The sequence below is a fragment of the Tateyamaria sp. syn59 genome (genome assembly GCF_007995245.1).
Taxonomy (GTDB): Bacteria; Pseudomonadota; Alphaproteobacteria; order Rhodobacterales; family Rhodobacteraceae; genus Tateyamaria.
On the sequence record NZ_VCBA01000005.1, the window covers coordinates 127,721 to 148,849 of the forward strand.

At 61.9% G+C, this 21,129-nt stretch carries 20 protein-coding genes; 11 read left to right on the top strand and 9 right to left on the bottom strand.

The annotated features are described in order from the left end of the window. The first annotated feature begins 85 nt into the window (after nt 1–85). The 5 genes from fghA to FD715_RS11255 are packed head-to-tail and all read left to right on the top strand — an operon-like array spanning nt 86 to nt 3,801. Nucleotides 86–916, top strand: coding sequence for an S-formylglutathione hydrolase (gene fghA, locus FD715_RS11235; RefSeq protein WP_147109615.1), 831 nt, complete (start codon nt 86–88; stop codon nt 914–916). Then, nucleotides 913–1,362: a YaiI/YqxD family protein gene (locus tag FD715_RS11240; protein WP_147109618.1), complete on the top strand. Its 450-nt coding sequence runs from the start codon at nt 913–915 to the stop codon at nt 1,360–1,362. The genes fghA and FD715_RS11240 overlap by 4 nt, the downstream gene beginning before the upstream one ends. Beyond that, on the top strand, nt 1,359–1,979 hold the full coding sequence (locus FD715_RS11245; protein WP_147109620.1) for an HAD family phosphatase: 621 nt from the start codon (nt 1,359–1,361) through the stop codon (nt 1,977–1,979). Before FD715_RS11240 ends, FD715_RS11245 begins: the two co-directional genes overlap by 4 nt. Next, complete coding sequence (locus FD715_RS11250; RefSeq protein WP_223274840.1) at nt 1,976–2,890, top strand: ornithine cyclodeaminase family protein; 915 nt, start codon at nt 1,976–1,978, stop codon at nt 2,888–2,890. Before FD715_RS11245 ends, FD715_RS11250 begins: the two co-directional genes overlap by 4 nt. Next, on the top strand, nt 2,890–3,801 hold the full coding sequence (locus tag FD715_RS11255; RefSeq protein ID WP_370455388.1) for an alpha/beta hydrolase: 912 nt from the start codon (nt 2,890–2,892) through the stop codon (nt 3,799–3,801). Before FD715_RS11250 ends, FD715_RS11255 begins: the two co-directional genes overlap by 1 nt. Here FD715_RS11255 and FD715_RS11260 read toward each other — a convergent pair. Next, nucleotides 3,798–5,039, bottom strand: coding sequence for an MFS transporter (locus FD715_RS11260; RefSeq protein ID WP_147109626.1), 1,242 nt, complete (start codon nt 5,037–5,039; stop codon nt 3,798–3,800). The genes FD715_RS11255 and FD715_RS11260 overlap by 4 nt on opposite strands. A 138-nt stretch (nt 5,040–5,177) precedes the next feature. Here FD715_RS11260 and zapE point away from each other — a divergent pair, with 138 nt between their 5' ends. Next, nucleotides 5,178–6,233: a cell division protein ZapE gene (gene zapE, locus FD715_RS11265; RefSeq protein ID WP_147109628.1), complete on the top strand. Its 1,056-nt coding sequence runs from the start codon at nt 5,178–5,180 to the stop codon at nt 6,231–6,233. Here zapE and FD715_RS11270 read toward each other — a convergent pair. From FD715_RS11270 to FD715_RS11290, 5 genes are all read right to left on the bottom strand, one after another. Beyond that, entirely contained in the window at nt 6,230–6,790 is a 561-nt protein-coding gene (locus FD715_RS11270; RefSeq protein ID WP_147109630.1) for a hypothetical protein, read from the bottom strand. The two genes, zapE and FD715_RS11270, sit on opposite strands and share 4 nt — an antisense overlap. A 133-nt stretch (nt 6,791–6,923) precedes the next feature. After that, the gene (locus FD715_RS11275) at nt 6,924–8,195 is read right to left on the bottom strand and encodes a folylpolyglutamate synthase/dihydrofolate synthase family protein (RefSeq protein WP_147109632.1); all 1,272 of its coding nucleotides are present in this window, start codon (nt 8,193–8,195) and stop codon (nt 6,924–6,926) included. Next, complete coding sequence (gene accD / locus FD715_RS11280) at nt 8,192–9,121, bottom strand: acetyl-CoA carboxylase, carboxyltransferase subunit beta (protein ID WP_147109634.1); 930 nt, start codon at nt 9,119–9,121, stop codon at nt 8,192–8,194. The genes FD715_RS11275 and accD overlap by 4 nt, the downstream gene beginning before the upstream one ends. A gap of 57 nt (nt 9,122–9,178) precedes the next feature. Continuing rightward, on the bottom strand, nt 9,179–10,087 hold the full coding sequence (locus FD715_RS11285; protein ID WP_147109635.1) for a CPBP family intramembrane glutamic endopeptidase: 909 nt from the start codon (nt 10,085–10,087) through the stop codon (nt 9,179–9,181). Continuing rightward, a complete protein-coding gene (locus FD715_RS11290; RefSeq protein WP_147109637.1) occupies nt 10,087–13,170 on the bottom strand; it encodes an ABC transporter transmembrane domain-containing protein in 3,084 nt (1,027 codons plus the stop codon). The genes FD715_RS11285 and FD715_RS11290 overlap by 1 nt, the downstream gene beginning before the upstream one ends. Nucleotides 13,171–13,338: 168 nt before the next feature. Here FD715_RS11290 and ilvD point away from each other — a divergent pair, with 168 nt between their 5' ends. From ilvD to FD715_RS11310, 4 genes are read left to right on the top strand one after another with little or no spacing between them, the layout of a single operon-like run. Continuing rightward, a complete protein-coding gene (ilvD, locus tag FD715_RS11295) occupies nt 13,339–15,102 on the top strand; it encodes a dihydroxy-acid dehydratase (RefSeq protein ID WP_147109639.1) in 1,764 nt (587 codons plus the stop codon). Next, nucleotides 15,083–15,727, top strand: coding sequence for a hypothetical protein (locus FD715_RS11300; RefSeq protein WP_147109641.1), 645 nt, complete (start codon nt 15,083–15,085; stop codon nt 15,725–15,727). Before ilvD ends, FD715_RS11300 begins: the two co-directional genes overlap by 20 nt. Before the next feature lie 48 nt (nt 15,728–15,775). Next, nucleotides 15,776–16,549: a DUF6478 family protein gene (locus FD715_RS11305; RefSeq protein WP_147109642.1), complete on the top strand. Its 774-nt coding sequence runs from the start codon at nt 15,776–15,778 to the stop codon at nt 16,547–16,549. 13 nt (nt 16,550–16,562) lie between these two features. Continuing rightward, nucleotides 16,563–16,934, top strand: a complete 372-nt coding sequence (locus FD715_RS11310; protein ID WP_147109644.1) for a hypothetical protein — start codon at nt 16,563–16,565, stop codon at nt 16,932–16,934. On the opposite strand, the gene FD715_RS11315 is transcribed toward FD715_RS11310, so the two are convergent. From FD715_RS11315 to FD715_RS11325, 3 genes are read right to left on the bottom strand one after another with little or no spacing between them, the layout of a single operon-like run. Further along, entirely contained in the window at nt 16,931–17,932 is a 1,002-nt protein-coding gene (locus FD715_RS11315; RefSeq protein WP_147109646.1) for an ABC transporter substrate-binding protein, read from the bottom strand. The two genes, FD715_RS11310 and FD715_RS11315, sit on opposite strands and share 4 nt — an antisense overlap. Then, complete coding sequence (locus FD715_RS11320) at nt 17,911–19,233, bottom strand: sensor histidine kinase N-terminal domain-containing protein (RefSeq protein ID WP_370455383.1); 1,323 nt, start codon at nt 19,231–19,233, stop codon at nt 17,911–17,913. The genes FD715_RS11315 and FD715_RS11320 overlap by 22 nt, the downstream gene beginning before the upstream one ends. 22 nt (nt 19,234–19,255) lie before the next feature. Then, entirely contained in the window at nt 19,256–19,921 is a 666-nt protein-coding gene (locus tag FD715_RS11325; protein WP_147109650.1) for a response regulator transcription factor, read from the bottom strand. A gap of 104 nt (nt 19,922–20,025) precedes the next feature. On the opposite strand from FD715_RS11325, the gene FD715_RS11330 reads away from it, so the two are divergent. Then, nucleotides 20,026–21,009, top strand: a complete 984-nt coding sequence (locus tag FD715_RS11330) for a tripartite tricarboxylate transporter substrate binding protein (RefSeq protein WP_039685232.1) — start codon at nt 20,026–20,028, stop codon at nt 21,007–21,009. Nucleotides 21,010–21,129: the final 120 nt, after the last annotated feature.

The window sequence follows — 21,129 nt, forward strand, 5'->3', positions numbered from 1 at the left end:
CCAAATAAACCGCCGCCGGAGGCTCCCGCAACTTGCCGCACGCGCCAACCCCCGGTAGCGATGGGAAAACGAAAGGAACATGCCTATGGATACTGTCTCTGAAAACACCTGCTTCGGCGGCACCCAAGGGGTCTATACACACGCCTCGACCGCCTGTTCCTGCGACATGACCTTTGGCCTGTTCCTGCCCGCCGAGGCCAAGGATGGACCCGTCCCCCTGCTCTGGTATCTGTCAGGCCTGACCTGCACCCACGAAAACGCCATGACAAAGGCGGGCGCGCAGGCGTGGGCGGCTGAGCACGGCATCGCGTTGTGCTTCCCCGACACGTCCCCCCGCGGCGATGAGGTAGCAGATGACGATGGTTATGATCTTGGGAAAGGCGCCGGATTTTACGTGAACGCCACCGAAGAGCCGTGGGCCTCCCATTACCGCATGTGGGACTATGTGATGGACGAGTTGCCGGTTCTGCTGGAACGGAACTTCGACATAGACATGGACCGCCAGTCGATCACGGGGCACTCCATGGGCGGGCACGGTGCGCTGACCATGGCGATGTCCCCGCGGGGACAGTTCCGGTCAGTGTCGGCCTTTTCACCGATCACAAACCCCACGGCCAGCGACTGGGGGCGCAAACAGTTGTCTGCATATTTGGGGAACAATGAAGAGATCTGGTCGCCCCACGATGCCACGCTGTGCATGCGTGACCGAGGCTTTGACGGGCCGATGCTGATCGACACCGGCACGAACGACCAGTTCATCGACCTGCTGAAACCCGAAGCACTCGCCGAAGCCGCAGCAGCGCGGCGTCAGCAGATCCAGTTCCGGATGCAGCCGGGATACGACCATTCCTACTTCTTCGTCTCGACCTTCATGGAAGATCACGTGGCCTTCCACGCCGAACATCTTTGGGCATGACGACGCTTTATATCGACGCTGATGCCTGCCCCGTAAAGGCCGAGGCAGAACGTGTTGCCACACGGCACAAGGTCCCGATGAAAGTCGTGTCCAACGGTGGTCTCCGTCCCTCGCAAAACCCATTGGTAGAGACTGTTATCGTGCCCGAAGGGCCCGACATCGCCGACATTTGGATCGCTGACCGCGCAGGCCCGGGTGATGTGGTGATCACCGGCGACATCCCCCTGGCCGCAAAATGTGTCGAAGCGGGCGCGCGTGTACTGAAGCATAATGGCGAGGCACTGACCCAAGCCAACATCGGCAATGTCCTTGCCACCCGCGACCTGATGGCCGACCTGCGCGCGGCTGATCCATTCCGGCAAGGCGGCGGCAAGGGCTTTACCAAGGCTGACAGATCGCGTTTTCTGGACGCATTGGAAAGAGAATTGAGAGCAGCAAAAAGATGACCATTCAAGCCGTCGTATTTGATATCGGCAATGTCTTGATCGAGTGGCAGCCCGAGCGGTTCTACGACAGTGTGATCGGGGAAGAGCGGCGGCGCACCTTGTTCAACGAGGTCGATCTGGACGGCATGAACCTCGAGGTGGATAGGGGCGCCCCCTTTGCCCGGTCGGTTCACGATCTTGCGGCCAAGCACCCGCAATGGGTCACCGAAATTCGCATGTGGCACGACCGTTGGATCGAAATGGCGTCGCCCCAGATTGACCGGTCCGTCCGCATCATGGGCGCGCTGCAGGCCAAGGGCGTCCCCGTGTTCAGCCTGACGAATTTCGGCGTCGACACCTATGACCGCGCCGCGAATGACTACCCGTTCATGCGACAGTTTGATCGCGACTTCATCTCGGGCCACATGAAGGTGATCAAACCCGACCCGACGATCTACAAGATGCTGGAAGACGAAAGCGGGCTGAGCGGCGAAAGCCTGATTTTCACCGATGACCGCAGTGAGAATATTGCCGCCGCACAGATGCGCGGATGGCGGACGCACCACTTCAAAGGGCCCGAAGGGTGGGCCAAACGCCTCGTGACCGAAGGGCTGCTCACGGAAAGCGAGGCAGCGTGACCTCGGTCCCGTTCATCCCCTTTGCCGAAGGCGAGGCGTTGCTGGACTGGATTGGCCTGACCGATGCGCTGGCTGAGGGGCACGCACTGCCCCAAGCAGAGATCGGCGATACATTCCTTTATCGCGATCACGATACGTTGCTCAGCCGCGCGGCGTGGATCGACGGGATGGGCATGGCGGTCAAAACGGCCACTGTCTTTCCGGACAATCCGGGCAGGGGCGCACCAATGATCAACGGGGGTGTGAACCTTTACTCCGATGCCAATGGCACGCTGCAAGCCATCATTGATTTTCACCTGGTCACCAAGTGGAAGACGGCGGGCGACAGCCTGCTGGCCGCGCGCAAGCTGGCCCGTCCAGACAGCCGCAACATCCTGATTGTTGGCGCAGGGACGGTGGGGCGTGCGCTGCACGATGCCTATTCCGCGATCTTTCCCGATGCAAATTTTCAGGTCTGGAACCGCACACGGACCAATGCCCTAAACATGGCAGCCGAGCGTCCGACGCTGACCGTTGCGAGTGATCTCGAGCAAGCGGTCCGCGGCGCCGACATCATCACCAGCGCGACAATGTCGACCGAACCGCTGATCCATGGCGACTGGCTGCAACCAGGCCAGCACATCGACCTTATCGGCGCCTACCGGCCCGACATGCGCGAGGTGGACGATGATGCCCTGCTGAAATCGCGCGTTTTCGTTGACAGTTTCGACACCACTGTCGGGCATATCGGAGAGGTGAAGATCCCTCTGGAGGCAGGCACGATCACCCGCGACCATCTTATTGCCGATTACTACGATCTAGGCGCATTCACCCGCAGCCCGGACGACATTACGCTGTTCAAGAACGGTGGCGGCGCGCATCTGGACCTGATGACCAGCCGGTACATCCTGGATCGGTGGATCGCCTCTTGATGTGGGTATTGCTGATTGCCCTCGGTCTTGCGGCGGTGCCCTTCACGATCGAGTGGAGTCGCAAGGGCATGACCGATGCGGAGCGCGCCAAAGCGCCGGGCCAGTTCGCCCTTCTGTCACAGGGCACCACTCATTTCGAGTGGTTGGGACCGGAACGTGGTCCGGTGGCTGTGTGCGTGCATGGGCTGACCACGCCCTCCTTCGTCTGGTACGGCATGGCCAGGGGACTGGCGCTTCTTGGCTTTCGGGTTCTTGTCTACGACCTGTATGGGCGTGGGTTTTCCGACAGGGTACGCGAGGCCCAGACGGCAGACTTCTTTGAACGCCAGCTGGTCGACCTGCTGGCGCATGAACGGGTGACGGAGCCGCTGACCCTGTTTGGCTATTCGATGGGCGGCGCCATTGCCGCGCATTTCGCAGCCCGGCATCCCAACGGTGTCAAACAGTTGATCCTTCTGGCGCCGGCAGGAATGGTCGAACTGGGGGGCGGCAAACTTGCCCTTGCGCGCGACGTGCCGGTGTTGGGCGACTGGCTGTTTCTGGCGGCCTATCCCTGGACCCTGCGGCGGGGCGTTTCTTCCGAGGTGGACCAACCGTCGTCCGTGGATGATATTCACGACCTGCAACATGGTGAAACGGAACGCCGCGGGTTCTTTCCCGCGGTCCTGTCCAGTTTGCGCGGTGTGCTGCGCGGCACATGTGAAGACCAACACGTGGCGATTGCGGCAGCAGGTGTACCGGTGCTCGCTATCTGGGGCGAAGGGGACGATGTGATCCCGCTGACCTCAAGGGATACGCTGGCAGACTGGAACCCGGCGGTGCGACAATCGGTGATCACCGGTGCAGGCCACGGTCTGCCCTACACGCACACAGATGCGGTGCTTGAGGTGATACGCGCCTCGCGCGGCTAGGCGGCAGCCGTTTGGGCCAAGGGACGCTCGCGAATGGGCAAATGTACGACCGCGCTGAAGGCACCCACGGCAACGCCAATCCACCACACCTGTTCATACGAGCCATAAAGGTCGTACATCCGGCCGCCCAGCCAGACCCCGAGAAACGACCCCAGCTGATGGCTGAAAAACACGATCCCATAAAGCGTGCCCATATACCGCAACCCATAGATATGAGCGACAAGCCCGCTCGTCAGGGGCACCGTTGCCAGCCACAATGATCCCATGGCGATGGAAAAGACGATCACGGTCATGGGTGTCATCGGGAAGATAATGAACAGCGCCGCCACCAGCGTACGGGCCGTATAAATACCCGCCAGCAGGTACTTCTTGGAAAACCGCTTGCCCGCCCAGCCGGCGGCCAGCGTTCCGGCAATATTGGCAAGACCGATCAGGGAAATGGCCCAGGCCCCCAGCGCGGACGTCGTCGTGATGCCCAGGTTGTGCAACATGCTGCCGGGCACGATGGGGCCGCAGACCTCGGTCACGAAGGCCGGGAAGTGGGCCGTGACAAAGGCAAGCTGGTAGCCGCAGGAAAAGAAGCCCAGAAAGATCAGGGTGTAGGACGGATCCTTGAACGCCTTGATCAGGATCTGCCCCATGCTCTCTTCCAACTCGGCCTTGGAGGCCATCGCAGGGGCGCGCATGAGGGGCAGGCACAGGATGAGGGTCAGGATGGCGGCAGCAAAGATCACGAACACGCTTTGCCACGTCATCACGGTCAGCATCCATTCGGCCAGCGGCGCACCAAAGACTTGACCGGCCGAACCTGCAGCGGTTGCGATGGCAAGGCTCATCGACCGGTTGTCATCGCTGGACGCCCGGCCCACGACGGCCAGGATCACGCCAAAACCGGTGCCTGCCACGCCAAATCCCACAAGCCACGCGTATAGCTGGTGCTCAAGCGGCGTCGTCGACCACGCCGAAAGCACCATGCCAGCAGCATATGTCAACGCACCCATGATGATTGCCTTGCGGTCCCCGATCTTTTCCGCAATCGCGCCGAAAATCGGCTGTCCGATGCCCCAGGCCAGGTTCTGGATCGCGATGGCGAGCGAGAACTCGGTGCGCAGCCATCCAAACTCCTCCGCAATCGGGATCTGGAACACGCCAAAGGATGCGCGTACGGCAAAGCTGACCATGATGATCACACAGCCGACGATCAGGACGGGGGTGAAGATGGGGGAGCGGTCGGTCATGGCGGTCATCTCTGGTTGGCTTGCCGACTGTATGGAACCGCGTGATTGCGTCAAATCAGGATTTCTTGCCATCGCAATCACCATTCCTGATCTGACCGCGCTTCCCATGGCCCGATGCGCACGCTACGACGGTGGGCGATGACTGACCTTTTGACCGAATACCAAGCGCTTGTGGACAAGGGCGACTTGCGGCCCGACCCTGCGCAACTGGCCGTCCTGCCCGAGTTTGAACGCATCCGTGCAGCCCTTGCCGCGCCTGTGAAAAAAGGGCTGTTCCGCAAGGCGCCCGAACCGCCCAAGGGGCTGTATCTGTGGGGCGGTGTGGGGCGCGGAAAGTCGATGCTCATGGACTTTTTCGCATCACGCCTCGACGTGCCGGCGCGTCGGGTTCACTTCCATGCCTTCATGCAGGAAATTCATGCGGCCATGCACGCCGCCCGCCAACGCGGCGTGGATGATGCCATCGCGCCTGTGGCGGCCGACGTCGCCGCTTCGGTCCGCCTGTTGGCCTTTGACGAGATGCAGATCACGGACATCACCGACGCGATGATCGTCGGACGGTTGTTCGAGGCTCTTTTTGCCGCCGGTGTTGTGGTCGTGACGACATCCAATCGCGTGCCGGATGACCTGTACAAGGACGGGCTGAACCGTCAACTGTTTGTCCCATTCATCGACCTTTTGAAAGACAAGATGGTCGTCTGGGAATTGGCCTCGCCCACCGACTACCGGCAGGACCGACTGTCTGGCAGCCCGGTCTACTTCTCCCCGCTCGGCGCAACGGCACGGGCCGAGATGGACGCGATCTGGGCCGATCTGTCGGGAGGGCAGGCTGAGGCGCTTGACCTGGCGATCAAGGGGCGCACCGTGACCATCCCGCAATTCCGCAACGGCATCGGGCGCAGCAGCTTTTTCGATCTATGCGCCAAACCGCTGGGGCCCGGCGACTACCTTGCCATCGCCGAGGCTTGCAGAGTGCTGATGATCGACGACATACCGTGCTTGGGCCGCAGCAATTTCAACGAGGCCAAGCGCTTCGTCACCCTGATCGACGCGCTTTACGAGGCCCATGTTCGGTTGATCTGTTCTGCCGCCGACACACCCGAAATGCTGTATCTTGAGGGCGAAGGCACGTTCGAATTCGAACGCACCGCCTCGCGCCTGCGCGAAATGCAAAGTGCGGAGTGGGCGAGCTAGCTTTGAGATTGCCGGACCAGGGCCACCAACAGCGCATCTGTGTCCAGCCGACCTGCCGCAGTTGTCAACTGGTGCGGCAATGGGAACTCACCGCGCGCGGCAGCCGTGTTCAAAAGCGCGTCGATATAGGCGTTTGATTGCCCTTCGGTCAGGGCCTGCACCAACAGGGCCTGTAAACGATCGCCCGGCTGCGGCGTGTATCCAAATCCGATCAACACCGCCGAGGTCAGGCTGCGCAAATCGGTATGCCGCGCATCGGTGTCGGTCAGCCGAATGGGCTGGCGCAACTGACGGCTGACCGCCTCGGAAGCCGTCACGGACTGGAGATCCAAAAGAGACGCGTCGGCGCGCGTCACCGCCACTTCGGCGTCGGATACAACCTCCGCACCTTGCGCGGTAGCGACGGGTTCTGTCGGCGGCGTCATGGATCCCGGCTGCAGCAGGATCAAGACAATCGTGACCACGAGAAACGCTGACGCCACCAAAAGCAGCTTGATGTTGGATGATGCGTCCGCTGCGTGCGACGCCACATCCGCCGCCTCTTTCCGCCTGAACATACTGCTTCCCCAAAAGCGCGCCCGTCATGGTTGATCCACGTTCAGGCCAAAATACGTTCTAGATGTAGCAAATTGGCCGCAAACTGGTCAACATGATGTGGCTGATCCCATGTTGAGGCCCCAACGGCTGTGCTCACCCGTTTTCGCGCAGAATGGCCCCAGCGAGGTAAAGTGAGCCACAGATCAAGACCCGCGCATGTGGTTCTCTGGCCAGAATTGCGGCCAGCGCGGCCTGTGCATCCTTTGCTTCAAATGCCGTCATGCCAACATCCCGCGCCGCCTGCGCCGTTTCATCGGCGGGCAATGTGTTCTTCTCGCCCGGAATAGACAGCGCGGTCAGGCTGTCCACATGCACCGAAAGCGGGCGTAAGTACCCGCGCGCGTCCTTTGTGTTCAACATGCCGCAGATCAGATGTGTCGGCCGCTTCGGCAGGCTACGCAAAACGCTTGCAAGGGCGGCACCCGCAGCAGGATTGTGCCCGCCGTCCAGCCACAGCTCAGCGTCGCCCGCCTGATCCACCAGCGGCCCAGTGCGCAACCGCTGCATCCGCGCGGGCCATTGCGCTTGAGTGACAGCCGCTTCACAGGCCGTCTCATCGCAGCCCAAGTGGCGCAGCGCGGCAAGGGCGATGCCCGCGTTCTGGATCTGGTGATCGCCGGGCAGAACCGGGCGGGGCAGGTCCAGCAAACCGGCCTCATCCTGATAGACCATGCCGTCCCGTTCGGGACCCGCATGCCAATGTTGACCGTAGGCCAGAATGGGCGCGCCAAGCTGCGTCGCCCTAGCCTCGATCACGTCAAGCCCGTCATCCTCCTGCGGCCCGACAATGACCGGCACACCCCGCTTGATGATCCCCGCTTTTTCGCCCGCGATCTTGGCCAGCGTGTTGCCCAGGAAGGCTTCGTGATCCATGGACACCGGCGTAATGATGGTCAGCTCGGGCCGGTCGATCACGTTGGTCGCATCAAGCCTGCCGCCCAGACCGACCTCAAGCAGCGTGTAGTCTGCGGGCGTCCGGGCAAACGCCAGGAGCGCCGCACAGGTCGTGATCTCGAAATAGGTGATGTCAGCGCCGTCGTTGGCGGCGTAGCATTCGTCCAGATAGGCCGTCAGATCGGGTTCAGAGATTAACTCCCCTGCCAGCAGGATTCGCTCGTGAAACCGCGCCAGATGGGGCGAGGTATAGGCGTGCACTCGGTGGCCAGCCGCCTCCAGCCCAGCGCGGATCATCGCTTGCGTCGACCCTTTGCCATTGGTGCCCGCAATGTGGATCACCGGCGGCAGGTCATTCTGCGGATTGCCCAGCGCCTCAAGCAGCCGCCACACCCGGTCCAGCGTCAGGTCGATGATCTTGGGGTGCAGCGCCATCATCCGCTCGAGGATGGCGTCGGAACCGGTGCTCATTCCTTGGGGGCGTCCTCGGTCACGGGCTCTTCGGTCGGGATGGGCGCAGGGGCGGGCAGGTCGCCTTTGACCGCAGGGGGTTCGCCCATCAGCATCCGCGTGATGGTGATCAACTCATCCCGCATCTCGGTCCGTTTGGTCACACGGTCGAGCATCCCGTGATCCAGCAGATATTCGGCCCGCTGGAACCCTTCGGGCAGCTTTTCGCGAATGGTCTGTTCGATCACACGCGGCCCGGCAAAGCAGATCAGCGCATTGGGTTCGGCGATGTGCACGTCACCCAGCATGGCATAGGACGCGGTCACCCCGCCCGTCGTCGGGTGGGTCAGGACGACGATGTAGGGCAGACCCGCCTCTTTCAGCATCTGCACGGCAACGGTGGTCCGTGGCATCTGCATCAGGCTCAGGATACCCTCCTGCATCCGCGCGCCACCGGCGGCAGAGAACAGGATCAGCGGGCGCTTCAGCTTCACCGCTTCTTCGGCGGCGGCGATGATGGCGTTGCCGACATACATGCCCATGGACCCGCCCATGAAGGAAAAATCCTGCGCGCAGGCAACAACTGGTGTGCGGCCCATCTCACCCCGCGCGACGAGCATCGCCTCGGTCTCACCCGTGGCCTTCTGGGCGGCCTTCATCCGGTCGGGATACTTCTTCTGGTCGCGGAAATTCAGCGGATCGGCCAAGGGTGCTGGCACCTCGACCTCGGTAAAGATGCCGCCGTCGAACAACGACGTGAACCGGTCGCGGGGCGTGATCGCCATGTGGTGGCCGCAATTGGTGCAGACGTTCAGATTGTCCGCCAATTCGCGGTGAAACAGCATGGTGCCGCACTCATCACACTTGGTCCACAGATTGTCCGGGGTCTCGCGCCGCGAAAAGATCGAGTTGATCCGGGGCCGGACGTAGTTGGTGATCCAGTTCATAAGGGCTTCCTGCTGCCGTTCTGTGTTTCAGTTAATCCGGGGCCGCGGCAAATGCAATCAAGCGCGGATGGCAAGGCGTGCGGCGAGCCAGCTGACCAGCATGAACCCAAAGTCGACAGGCAGCCACGCTGCCATCGCCGCTTCGTCCGCCATACCGAAGGGCAGGACATAGAGCGCAAGGCCCGACATCTCGTCCGGCGTGGCGGTCAGCACCATGACTGAGATGTTGTTGGCAAAGTGCACGGCCATCGCCGGGCCAAGCGTACCAGACCGCGCGGTCAGGTCTGCCATCAGGATGCCAAACATAGTGGCCCACAGCGCGATGGTCAGCGCGTTGCTGCCCGCGCTGTCAGGCAGGTAGTGCCCTGCCCCAAACAGCGCCGCAGGGGCAATCATCCAGATCAGCGGCGACCGGAAGCGCGCCGCCAATTGCTGCTGCAGATACCCGCGAAAGACGATCTCTTCCGCCCCGATCTGCACCAGAACCGCCACCACCGCGATCGGCAGAAGCAGAAGCCAGCGGCCCGGCGACATGTTCAGGGTCAGCGTCCCCTCGCCTATATCGTAGGGGGGCAGCAGCCACAGCGCGATGGTCAGCAGCACCAACATGAACAGCACTGCGCCGAACTGGCGCACGGCCAACCCGATGGGTCCGATCAGGGTCGCCGGACCGCGCTTGTGCACCATGACGACAACCATAGACGCGGCCACAGCCAGAAGGCCAAGCTGAAACAGCAGCAACAACATGCCACCTGCGGTCCGGCCTGTCTGGGCGTCCCGTACGATTGTACTGGCCGTCTGAGGCTCAAGCACGCCAAGGATCGTGCCAATGACCAGATTGCTGAGCACCAGAAAGAAACCGGCGACCAGCACGATACCCAAAGCCAAACGCCACAACTGCGCCCGATCCCGTGCAGGCTCTATGAAGTGCGCGTGCGGGCGGTAGTCAAAGCTTAGAACACCCATCAGCGATCCAACGGCGGCGGTGGCGGCCCCTCGTCCTCGGGGATCTGGACATTGGCCTGCCGCAGCAACTCGGCTACCCCGGTCAGGTGACCGGCCACCGTGTTCAACAGGCTGCGCAAGACGGTTGCATCCTCCTCAAGCACGGCCCGGAATTCGGTGGCACCGATCCGCAGAAAGGTCACGTCGGTCAGCGCGGTCAGATGCAGCTGCCGGGGTTCGTTCAGAATGATGGCCAGATCGCCAATCAGTCGGCCTGGTTCCACCACGGACACGTGCCGGTCCTCCCCGTTTTCCCCATCGTAGGTCAGCACCGCGCTACCCTTGACGCACAGATAGGCAGCATCCGGCTTTTCATCCATGGAAAAAATGCGCTGCCCCGGCTCGGCGGTGTACCATTGCGCGGCAAAGGCCAATAGGCGCTGGTTGCGGCTGGTCACGCCCGAAAACAGCTCGGCCCGAGAGATCACGCGTAACTTGCGGCTCAGATCGTCGGCTTCCTCTTCATCCTCGTCATGCGCCTGAACGCCATCAATCCGCCCGTCCTTGATCTCGACAAACATGTCGTAGGCGTCGGGGTTGTTGAAATTCTCTTCCAGGAAAATCAGCGTGGACTCGGGCAGAAGTTCGCGCAGCGCCTCTCGGGTCTTGCGCCTCTGCTCGTTCCCGTGGCTGGCCAAAGCACGGTCCAGGACAAGGATATCCGGACGTTTGATCCCGGCACGCGAGAACGCGGCACGCTCGTGGAAGATCGTCGGAAGGTTCGTGCCGCCCAGACCCGTGCGTATGTCAAACACAGTCTCGGCCACCTGCCTGCGCAAGTCATGACTGTTCAGCACATCGGCAACCAGATCCTCGATCACCTCTTCCTTGGCCCCGGCGAACATGGAAATCCGACCATAGAGCAGGTTTTCGACCAACGTCAGGCGCGGCAGATACGTGTCAGGCGCAATAGGGATAAAGAACCCCTGCGTCTGCTCGCGCAGCGCTGCACCGCTTGTCTTGCGGATCTGCACGATCTCATTCTTGAAACTTTCGGGGAACGCCGGGCCGATCTGTTCAGCGGTAAAGGCAAATGGCACCGTCAACAGCAGCGCAAACTCATCATCGGTCAGCGCGATATCACCACGGTCGCGTCGGCGCGAGGAGATGTCGACCAGCTGCTCATACATCTCTTCGTCAATGTTGAGGGCGGTGAACAGCGGATGGCTGGTGCCATCGCGGCCAAAGGTCTGGTGCAATGTCTCGATCAAGGTTTGTGAGATGGCGATGCCCTGTTCGGCCAGCCCATGCTCAAAGACAAGGTTGATGAACCGCTCGTCGCGCGCCAGCCCCTGTTGCGAGATGTCGCGTAACGGCGCGGCAAACAGAAGGTTACCGCCCAGCGGTACGGCCGGATTGAATTCCTCCGGGTCAAAGCGATAGACGGCGTCTTCCAGCCCCTCTTCCCGCAGGCGTTCCGCTACTGTGGGTCGCAAGTCCACGATGGATTTTGCGAGATCGGGGTGCTGATTGGGGTCCATGCGACTGACCAGCATCCGCCGGAACATGAACTCATCAATGCCCATCGCCTCGACCAGCGCGAACCACCACGCCCGCACCTCATCTTCGGTCCCCAGACCGGCTAGGGCAGGATCCACCCATTCATCGTCGATCCGGTCAAGGCTGTTGCCCGACCGCAGCGCCTCTGTGATGAACCGGTCCTTGCGGCCCTGACCCCATGGCACCGTGTTGGGCCGGGTCATCAGCGGCATCAGCAGGTTGGTCCCCAGTGTGCCGTCAAAAAGGTATGGGCGTGACTGAGCATAGCCGATGCGGGCCGACACGACCTCTTGGTGCAGCTCTGACAGGTCGTGCCCGGCCACCGTGATGGCCCCGCGCGTGGGCAAAACTTCACGCACCAGCAACTCCGCCAGCGCGGTGCGCTCGGTCTGGTTCTTGGCCTGAATGGCGACACGCGCACCCGCAGGAATAGTCAGGTTGATGCGTTCCAGAACAGGCGTGTTTTCGGCGTTGCGCACGGTCACGTCATCCAGAACGATATCGCCCTGCAGATGCGGGATCACCTCCGGCTCGCCCTCGAACAGGGTCTCGTCGATCATGTCGCGTGGGGCAAAGCGTTCGGTCACAATCTCCCATCGCAGCGACATATCCTGCGTCTGGTTGTAGTAGGTCAGCAACTCCTTCCAGGGGCTCGAAAGATCCTTGTACGCCGCAATGGCCGCCACGAGCGCGCCGACCGTGATCTCACCCCGAATGGCCAGCACACCCCCAACTGAATAGAAAAAGAACGGCGTGAGCTGCGTGATGAAGTTGTTGAGAAACTTCATAAAGAACTTTTTCTGGTAGATCTGAAACCGCACCTCAAACAGTCGGCTTAGCCGGTTCGTGAACTGCGCCAAACGGTAGCGCAGCCCCCCATTGGTGCGCAGGTCGGAAATGCCGGCTGCACTTTCGCCAATCTCGGATGAAAAGGCGCGGATCTCGCGGATGCGCTCCTTGTTCAGCAGGTTGATCTGGCGCTGCAGCATTGGAATGATCCACGCCTGCAGAGGGATCAGCGCGATACCTGCCAACCCAAACCACACCGATTGCAGGAACAAGAACACCACGATGATCAGCATCTGGCCCGCCTGAAACACGGGCTGGGCCACCATATCACCCATCAGCCCGCCCATCGGCTCGGCTTCGGATGTCACCATGCTGACCAGCTCACCTTGGCTGGTCGAGCGGAAATAGCTGCGCGGGAACCGCAGCATGCGACTGATCAACTGGAAGCGGAAGCGGCGCAAGAGCCGCTCGGCCGTAACGCCCTTCATCGTGTTCAGGCGCATCTTCAGCAGGCCATGGGCCAGCACAGCGCCCAGATAACCAAAGCACAACGCCAGCAGGAACTGGATCTGGCTCAGATCGAAACCGAGCACGTTGACCACGTTGTCCGTCGCCCCGATGGCGTCGTTGATGATCCGCTTGGGCAGCTCCAAGGTCGCAAACAGGAAGGGGAACGTGACAATCGTCAGCCCCAGCAACAACAACTGATCACGCTTGGAATGCTTCCAGATGAAAGCAAAGATGGTGGAATCCATGGCACGTCCTGATGGATGGCACCCCATCAAAAACGGTCGACAAAACAACCCGGTGCAATCCGTCCGCAAAACCTAGTGCCCGGCCTGTCCTATTACAACCGCGAGCGCTTGCAGCGGCCCGGACCAAAAGCTATTGCAGTCCAGACGCTTTTTCGGGGGAGACGCCAGATGCTCAAAGGCAAGTTCGACAAGTCCAAGCTACCCAGCCGCCATGTGACCGAAGGGCCCGCGCGCGCGCCGCACCGGTCCTACTATTACGCCATGGGCATGACGGAGGAGGAAATTCACCAGCCCCTCGTCGGTGTTGCCACCTGCTGGAACGAAGCGGCACCCTGCAACATCGCCCTGAACCGCCAGGCGCAGTCCGTGAAGATGGGCGTAAAGGCCGCCAGCGGCACCCCGCGCGAATTCACCACGATCACCGTGACCGACGGCATCGCCATGGGACACGAGGGGATGCGCTCGTCTCTGGCCAGCCGCGAAGCCATCGCCGACACGGTCGAACTGACCATGCGCGGCCATTGCTATGACGCCATCGTGGGTCTGGCCGGTTGCGATAAATCCCTGCCGGGCATGATGATGGCGATGATCCGTCTAAACGTGCCGTCCGTCTTCCTTTATGGCGGGTCGATCCTTCCGGGTCGCGCGCCCGTCGGCGCCAAGGTGCCCGAAGCCTACGCCAACCGCGACCTGACCGTGCAGGACATGTTCGAAGCCGTCGGCCAGCAGCAAAGCGGTGCAATGTCCGAGGCGGAACTCGACATCCTTGAACGCGTCGCCTGCCCTTCCGCCGGTGCATGCGGTGGCCAGTTCACCGCCAACACCATGGCCTGCGTGTCCGAGGCCATCGGCCTCGCGCTTCCCAACTCCGCCGGTGCCCCAGCCCCCTACGAGAGCCGCGACCAATACGCCGAAGCGTCTGGCTCTGCGGTCATGAACCTGATCGAAAAGAACATCCGCGCCCGCGACATCTGCACCCGCGAAGCGTTCGAAAACGCCGCGCGCGTCGTCGCCTGCACCGGTGGATCCACCAACGCGGGCCTGCACCTGCCCGCCATGGCCCATGAGGCTGGCATCGACTTCTACCTCGATGACGTGTGCGAAATCTTCCGCGACACGCCATACTTCGTCGACCTGAAACCGGGCGGCCAATACGTCGCCAAGGACATGTACGAAGCGGGCGGCACTTACGTCGTGATGAAGGAGTTGCGCAAAGCGGGCCTTATCCACGAGGACTGCATCACCGCCACCGGCAACACCATCGGCGAAGAGCTGGACAAGATCACGCTCGAAGCCGACGGGCGCGTCATCTACCCCATCGAAACGCCCATCACCAAGACCGGCGGTGTCGTGGGTCTGAAGGGCAATGTCGCCCCCGAAGGTGCCATCGTGAAGGTCGCGGGCATGGACGCCCAGCACCAGATCTTCACTGGCCCCGCGCGCGTGTTCGAATGCGAGCAGGATGCTTTTGAGTCTGTCCAGAACCGCACCTACGAAGAAGGCGACGTGTTCGTCATCCGCAACGAAGGGCCCTCGGGCGGCCCCGGTATGCGTGAAATGCTGGCGACCACGGCGGCCCTGTCCGGTCAGGGCATGGGCAAGAAGGTGGCGCTGATCACCGATGGCCGCTTCTCGGGCGCGACACGCGGCTTCTGCATCGGCCATGTCGGCCCCGAGGCGGCCCATGGCGGCCCCATTGCTCTGCTGAAAGATGGCGACGTGATCACGATCAACGCCATCGAGGGCACGATCAACGTCGACCTGACCGACGAGGAACTGGCAGAGCGCAAAGCCAACTGGTCCGGCCCGCGCGAAAACATCTACGCCTCGGGCGCGCTTTGGAAGTATGCGCAGCTTGTGGGCGAGACATACAAAGGTGCGGTCACACATCCCGGGGCAAAAGCAGAGCGACATGAGTACTGGGACCTCTAAAGGGGTCCTGCTCGGCACGCTTTTGCTGACCCTCTCGGCGTGCGAGGATTTCGCGGGCCTCAATCTGGCCGGGACAGGAGAAGGCTTTGCGCTGAGCGGGGCAAACCTTGCTGGCGGCACGGTCAAACTGATGCCGCCGCCGGGCTTTTGCGTGGACAAACGCAGCGTGCGGGACAGTTTTGCGATCATGGCGCGCTGCGACACGCTGGGCGGCCAACATACAGCAGATGCTCCGCTCGCGATCATCACGGCGACGACGGTTGCAGTGGACGGCGCGGCGCAAATCGACACGTCGGCCTTCGAAGGCACGTCGGAAACCGTGTTGCAACGGACCGAAGACGGCGCGCTGGCCGTTGTCCAGGTGACAGGTGCCCCACCCAGCCCCGATATGCGCGGCACCTACTGGCGCGGTGCAGCCCAGGTGGGCAATCAGGTGCTGGGCCTTGCTGCCTACGAAGATGCAAACAGCACGGCGCTGGATCAGCTGGGCCAAAGCCTTTTGACGCAGACGGTCGAGCGAACGCAGGAACAATCGGTTGTCGCAGCAGTCGTACCCCCGGACAATTCTGCAACGTCGCCCCCCAAACCGTCGGGCAACGGGTTCTTCGCAGGTTTATTTGAGTGAAACCTTTGGCATACATAGTGCACCGCGACACGCATCGGCGCAGGGCATATGGCAGGCAACCACATCTCATTCATTGACCGTATCGCGCACAAGCGGATGATGCGCCGTTGGGCGCGCGCCGCCCGCAATGCAAAGAGTACAGAACTGGCAGAACTGCGCGGTTTGCGATCCGCCGCCCGGCTGCTGCGGACGCATCTCGACAGGTTGATCCATCGGGCTGACGAACGGCTTGCACTGCCGGCCATTGGCTCCAGCGCGTTTCCGCATCCCCACAATACGGAATGGTCGTGGCGGCCAGAACTGTGGCGCGGATCGCTTGGCATGCCTGGCATGTCCTCGGTTCAGACCAAATCGATGCTGGGCAGCGAAGTGACCTTGTTTCACGATTGCGAATTCAGCGAGATGACGTTGCGCCAACTGCGCAACCTGCGCGAGGAAGACCTGGCACCCTACGGCGTCCGTCTCGATGTCTTCAAATTCGACGGCTCATTCCTGTCACTTGTCGTCGATCTGCCCACCGAGGCGGTCAACGGTCTGACCAAAAACCACCTTCTGGGCATGAACACCATTGTCGAGATGGAAAAACCGATTGAAATCTTTGCGCGGCTGAACGTGCGCCACGGCCCGAACACCGAACAGATCGTGCGCGAGCTGCCCCTGCACGAAGCGGACGTGACGGTCGAGTTCGACCTCGCCTATTCCAAGCTGAACGAAAAGCGCGTGGAAGGGGCCTGGGTCGACCTGATCTTTGAAGGGCCGGAAATGAACCAGGTCACGCTGCGCGATCTGACCTTCTCGCGCCGACCGCGCGCAGCCCTGTGACGAAAGGGAAAGCATGAGCACACTGACCCTCACGCCGATCAAGATGCGGCATGGCGTCTGGCAGGCCCTGATCCAGCAAAACGGCACCGGCGTGCCACAGATCAAGGTGACGCACCAGGACAGCAACGTGCCCGATGTGAAGGTCACGGAACAAGGTGAAGATGGCGGATGGCTGCTTCAGGTACCCATCCCGGCCGAGGCCATTGCCGACGGTGTTCAGGTCTTTGTCATCACAGATGGCACCGACGACGAAAAGCTGGGCGATTTTACGATCATCGCGGGCGAGGCGCTTGGCGATGACATCCGCGGCGAAGTGGCTCTCCTGCGCCAAGAGCTGGACATGCTCAAGCGCGCCTTCCGCCGCCACTGCGTCGAGACGTCCTAGCGCAACAGCGCCGAAGACCACGCCTCCAGGAACAACGCCCGCTTGAGCCGGTCCAGATAGACCAGCAAACCGGGATCCAGACTGACCACGTTCAGCACTTGCGCATCCGCCCCTCGGATCGACGGCAACGGGTACCCCGGCCGATCCTGCGCCGCCCAAGCCCCCGATGTCAGATACGCCACAAGGGCTTGCGCCGTGTCGCCGTGATCCGTCGTGTCCAACACCAATGCGGTCCGCATCATCGTCGTCGCAAAATCCTCTGGCGTGATGACGGCCACCTTATCTAGTGTCTCTGGCCGGGTCTGCGTGTAGCTGCCAAGCACGTTGTAGGCCACATACAACTCACCCGACACCAGATCGTCGATCATATCGCCCGAGCAGCAGTACAGTTGCGCGTCAAGGTTCCCAAACACCTCCATCAGCCGCCAGAACGTCTCGGACGTGCGGGCATCCTGCGTGGCAAAAAGATACCCCAACCCCGACAACCGCACATCATAGGTGCCCAGCCGCCCCCGAAAATGCTCCGGCTCCGCCCGGAGCGCTTCGATCAACGCCTGTCGCGTCGTGGGAAGCGGGCGCCCCTCGAATGCGGCGCGGTTCAACACCACAGTCGCAGGCTCCAGCGTGAAGCCAAACAGGGTCTGCCGCCAATCCGTGTCGCCGGGCTGTGCCAGCCCCGGCAAGCGCCGCGCCAGGCCGTCATTCGCCAGTTTCAGCTGCAGGTCCATCGCACTTGAGATCACCACATCAAAGCAATCGGGGCACTCCGTAATCAATGTCACAATGTCAGCCGATCCCGCGACGGCATAGTCAATCGACACGGTGGGATTCCGCGCAATGAACGCCTCCAGAATAGGGGCAAAGATGTCGGTGTCCGTACTGGACAAGACACGCAGGGTGACACCGCCTGCACCGTCAAACGTCCTGCGATCCTCCAGCGCGGCCGCGTTTGCCAAAGCGCCCCACAGGCAGGCAACTACAAGTACAAGGTTGCGCATGCCCCACTCCCTTCCACATTCAACAAGGCCAGGCGCCCGCCGTGCGCTTCGGCCACGTCGCTCGCGATGGTCAGGCCCAGACCCGAACCCACTGTCTCGCCCACGTTCGCCCCGCGCCGAAATCTCTCCGACAGTTCCGCCATCTGTTCGGTCGGAAACCCCGCGCCTTCATCTGTAACCATGATTCGCGGGGGATCTGACTGCACCTCAATTCGCACGGCACCTTCCGGCGGGGAATATTTCAGCGCATTGTCGATCAGATTGCGCACCGCATTCTGGATCAGGATCGGATCGGCCTGCACAACGACAGGCCCATCCGCCTGCAAAACCAGTTCCAGATCCTTCATCTCCGCCACCGGGGTCAGCCGATCCACCAACTCGCGGCAAATCCCGACCAGATCGACCGCGCTCCGCTCCATCTGATCACCACGAAAGCTGACCATGGCATGGTCCAAAAGCTGTCCCGCCGCGCGGCTGCTTTCGTCTATGGCCCGGATCATGGACCGCAAGGCTGCGCGGTTCTCGTCCCGATCCACCCGCATCAGCGTCGCCTCGGCATGCGTCCGCACGGTGGCCAGCGGCGTCCGCACGCGATGCGCAGCCTCGGCAATAAAGGTCTCGGACTGGGTCAGCGACGCACTCAACCGCGTCATCAGTGAATTCAGCGACGTGACCAAAGGCGACAATTCGGTCGGCACCGCCCGCACCACAGGTCGCAGATCGCGCGGCCCCCGCCGCGCCACCGCTTCGGCCATCTGGCTCAGGGGGCGCATAGTGGATCGCGACGTCCACAGCGCCATGCCCGCCGCCAACACAAAAAACGCCCCGCCAAACAGCGCCGCATTGACCGAAATGGCCCAGAGCGTCCCAGCCAGACTGTCCCGCGTCTGCGCCACGCTCACAGTCAGCATCACCGGCGCGGGACTGGCAGGCAGCACCCGCGTCAGGCGCGCCAGACGCAGATCAGTCCCGGCAAAGCCAACCGTATCAAACGCAGGTCCGGCCATCGCAGCAAACGGCCCCTCGACCAACCCGTCATACCCAGTCAGCAATTCCGCACCCTGATGGATGGCATAGAACACACGGTCATCGGCCGCCGTGTCCAGCATGGCAAAGGCGGCATAGGGCACGTCCACCTCCACCTGCCCCTCGCGCACCACGGCAGCATCCATAAGAGATGTCAGCGACGCCTCAAGTATCCGGTCCTGCCCCTGCTGCGCGATCTGCTGTGCGTAGGTGCGCACCACCAGATAGAACAGCACGGCCAGCACCGCCGCCCCACCAATCAGGGTCCAGGTCAACCGACGGCGCAGGGATGTCGCCCTACCCCTCATCCAAGCGGTACCCCAGACCCCGATGAGTCGAAATGGTCAGGCTCGACGGCTCCAGATGCTTGCGCAGCCGTCCCACATAAACCTCGATCGCGTTCTCGGTCACCGTGCCATCATAGGAAAACAACCGATCCACCAGCTTGTCCTTGGAAAAGATCTGGCCCGGCGCGTTCATGAACAGCTCGAGCAGGCGCAGCTCGCGATTGCGCAAGGTCACCTCGGCCTCGCCAATGGTCAGAACAGACGCCACCGGATTCAAGGCCGCATCGCCCCGCCGAATGACCGTCTGTGCCGATCCGGTCCTGCGGCGCAGCACCGCCCGGCACCGCGCCTGCAACTCCGCATGATCAAATGGCTTGGTCAGATAATCATCCGCCCCCAGATCCAGCATGCTCACCCGGTCCGACACCTCCGACCGCGCCGTCAGGACAATGACCGGCGTGTCCCCCTCCTGCGCCCGATGACGCTCAAGAAACGCACGCCCGTCGCCATCGGGCAGCATGATGTCCAGCAGGATCAGATCGTACTCCCCCACGCTCAGAAAGTCCGATCCTTCAGACAATGTACAGGCATGGTCGATCACGTGCCCATCCAGACGCATCCGGGTACACAGCGCTCCCGCAAGTTCTGCATTGTCCTCGATCAGCAGGTATTTCATCCGATCCGCCCCTGTTGCGGTTCCATGACAGGTCTGTGTCAGGTTCGCATGTTTTCAGGGCAGCATTCGCGTGAAAGCGCGCGAAGTCAAATGGGAGGACACCAATGAAATCATTGGCAATGGGCCGCAGGGCCCTGCTTGGCGCAGCTATGGCATTTGGCCTGGGTGGCGCAGCATTCGCAGACGGCCACCAGGTCGTCGACAGCATCCACTTCCTTATCCCCGGCGGCGCCGGTGGCGGTTGGGACGGCACCGCACGCGGCACCGGTGAGGCGCTGACAGGTGCGGGCCTCGTGGGCAACGCATCGTTCGAAAACATGTCGGGCGGCGGCGGCGGCAAGGCCATCGGCTACCTGATCGAAAACGCCGACAGCAACCACGGCACGCTGATGGTCAACTCGACCCCCATCGTGATCCGCTCGCTGACAGGCGTGTTCCCGCATAACTTCCGCGATCTGACGCTGGTCGCCGGCACCATCGGTGACTACGCCGCCATGGTGGTGGGCAAGGACAGCCCCATCAACTCGATGGAAGACCTGCTGGCCGCCTATGATGCGGACCCCAACAGCACCGCCATCGGCGGTGGTTCGGTTCCCGGCGGCATGGACCACCTCGTGGCGGCCATGGTGATGGAAGCTGCAGGCAAGGACGCGCTGGGCGTGAAATACATCCCCTATGACGCGGGCGGCAAAGCCATGGCGGCGCTCCTGTCGGGTGAAATCGCAGCACTCTCCACCGGCTTCTCCGAAGCGGTTGATCTGGCCAACGCAGGCGAAGTGAAGATCATCGGCGTGACAGCACCCGAGCGCGTGGACGCAGCCCCCGACGCCATGACCATGAAAGAGCAAGGGATCGACACCGAGTTCGTGAACTGGCGTGGGTTCTTCGGTGCCCCCGGTCTGCCCGAGGACAAGCTGGCGATGTACCAGGACGCGCTGACCAAGATGTACGACACCCCCGAATGGGAAGACGTGCGTGCGCGCAACGGTTGGGTCAACATCCACAACAACGGGGACGAGTTCAAAGCCTTCCTCGAAGATCAGGAACAGGTCATCGGCGACCTGATGAAGAAGCTCGGCTTCCTCTGATCTGATCGCTCTTGGGTGTGGGGCTGGCATGGTCCCACACCTGCCTAAACGGGCAAAATCCGTTAAGATTAAGTTAAGTTAACCCTTTTCTTCAATGAAATCAGGGGTGTCCCCGCGGGG

What these genes read in the sequence shown, in the direction of transcription:
- fghA (WP_147109615.1), top strand. Translation starts at nt 86, where the DNA reads ATGGATACTGTCTCTGAAAACACCTGCTTCGGCGGCACCCAAGGGGTC.
- FD715_RS11240 (WP_147109618.1), top strand. Translation starts at nt 913, where the DNA reads ATGACGACGCTTTATATCGACGCTGATGCCTGCCCCGTAAAGGCCGAG.
- FD715_RS11245 (WP_147109620.1), top strand. Translation starts at nt 1,359, where the DNA reads ATGACCATTCAAGCCGTCGTATTTGATATCGGCAATGTCTTGATCGAG.
- FD715_RS11255 (WP_370455388.1), top strand. Translation starts at nt 2,890, where the DNA reads ATGTGGGTATTGCTGATTGCCCTCGGTCTTGCGGCGGTGCCCTTCACG.
- FD715_RS11260 (WP_147109626.1), bottom strand. Translation starts at nt 5,039, where the DNA reads ATGACCGACCGCTCCCCCATCTTCACCCCCGTCCTGATCGTCGGCTGT.
- zapE (WP_147109628.1), top strand. Translation starts at nt 5,178, where the DNA reads ATGACTGACCTTTTGACCGAATACCAAGCGCTTGTGGACAAGGGCGAC.
- FD715_RS11270 (WP_147109630.1), bottom strand. Translation starts at nt 6,790, where the DNA reads ATGTTCAGGCGGAAAGAGGCGGCGGATGTGGCGTCGCACGCAGCGGAC.
- FD715_RS11275 (WP_147109632.1), bottom strand. Translation starts at nt 8,195, where the DNA reads ATGAGCACCGGTTCCGACGCCATCCTCGAGCGGATGATGGCGCTGCAC.
- accD (WP_147109634.1), bottom strand. Translation starts at nt 9,121, where the DNA reads ATGAACTGGATCACCAACTACGTCCGGCCCCGGATCAACTCGATCTTT.
- FD715_RS11285 (WP_147109635.1), bottom strand. Translation starts at nt 10,087, where the DNA reads ATGGGTGTTCTAAGCTTTGACTACCGCCCGCACGCGCACTTCATAGAG.
- FD715_RS11290 (WP_147109637.1), bottom strand. Translation starts at nt 13,170, where the DNA reads ATGGATTCCACCATCTTTGCTTTCATCTGGAAGCATTCCAAGCGTGAT.
- ilvD (WP_147109639.1), top strand. Translation starts at nt 13,339, where the DNA reads ATGCTCAAAGGCAAGTTCGACAAGTCCAAGCTACCCAGCCGCCATGTG.
- FD715_RS11300 (WP_147109641.1), top strand. Translation starts at nt 15,083, where the DNA reads ATGAGTACTGGGACCTCTAAAGGGGTCCTGCTCGGCACGCTTTTGCTG.
- FD715_RS11305 (WP_147109642.1), top strand. Translation starts at nt 15,776, where the DNA reads ATGGCAGGCAACCACATCTCATTCATTGACCGTATCGCGCACAAGCGG.
- FD715_RS11310 (WP_147109644.1), top strand. Translation starts at nt 16,563, where the DNA reads ATGAGCACACTGACCCTCACGCCGATCAAGATGCGGCATGGCGTCTGG.
- FD715_RS11315 (WP_147109646.1), bottom strand. Translation starts at nt 17,932, where the DNA reads ATGCGCAACCTTGTACTTGTAGTTGCCTGCCTGTGGGGCGCTTTGGCA.
- FD715_RS11325 (WP_147109650.1), bottom strand. Translation starts at nt 19,921, where the DNA reads ATGAAATACCTGCTGATCGAGGACAATGCAGAACTTGCGGGAGCGCTG.
- FD715_RS11330 (WP_039685232.1), top strand. Translation starts at nt 20,026, where the DNA reads ATGAAATCATTGGCAATGGGCCGCAGGGCCCTGCTTGGCGCAGCTATG.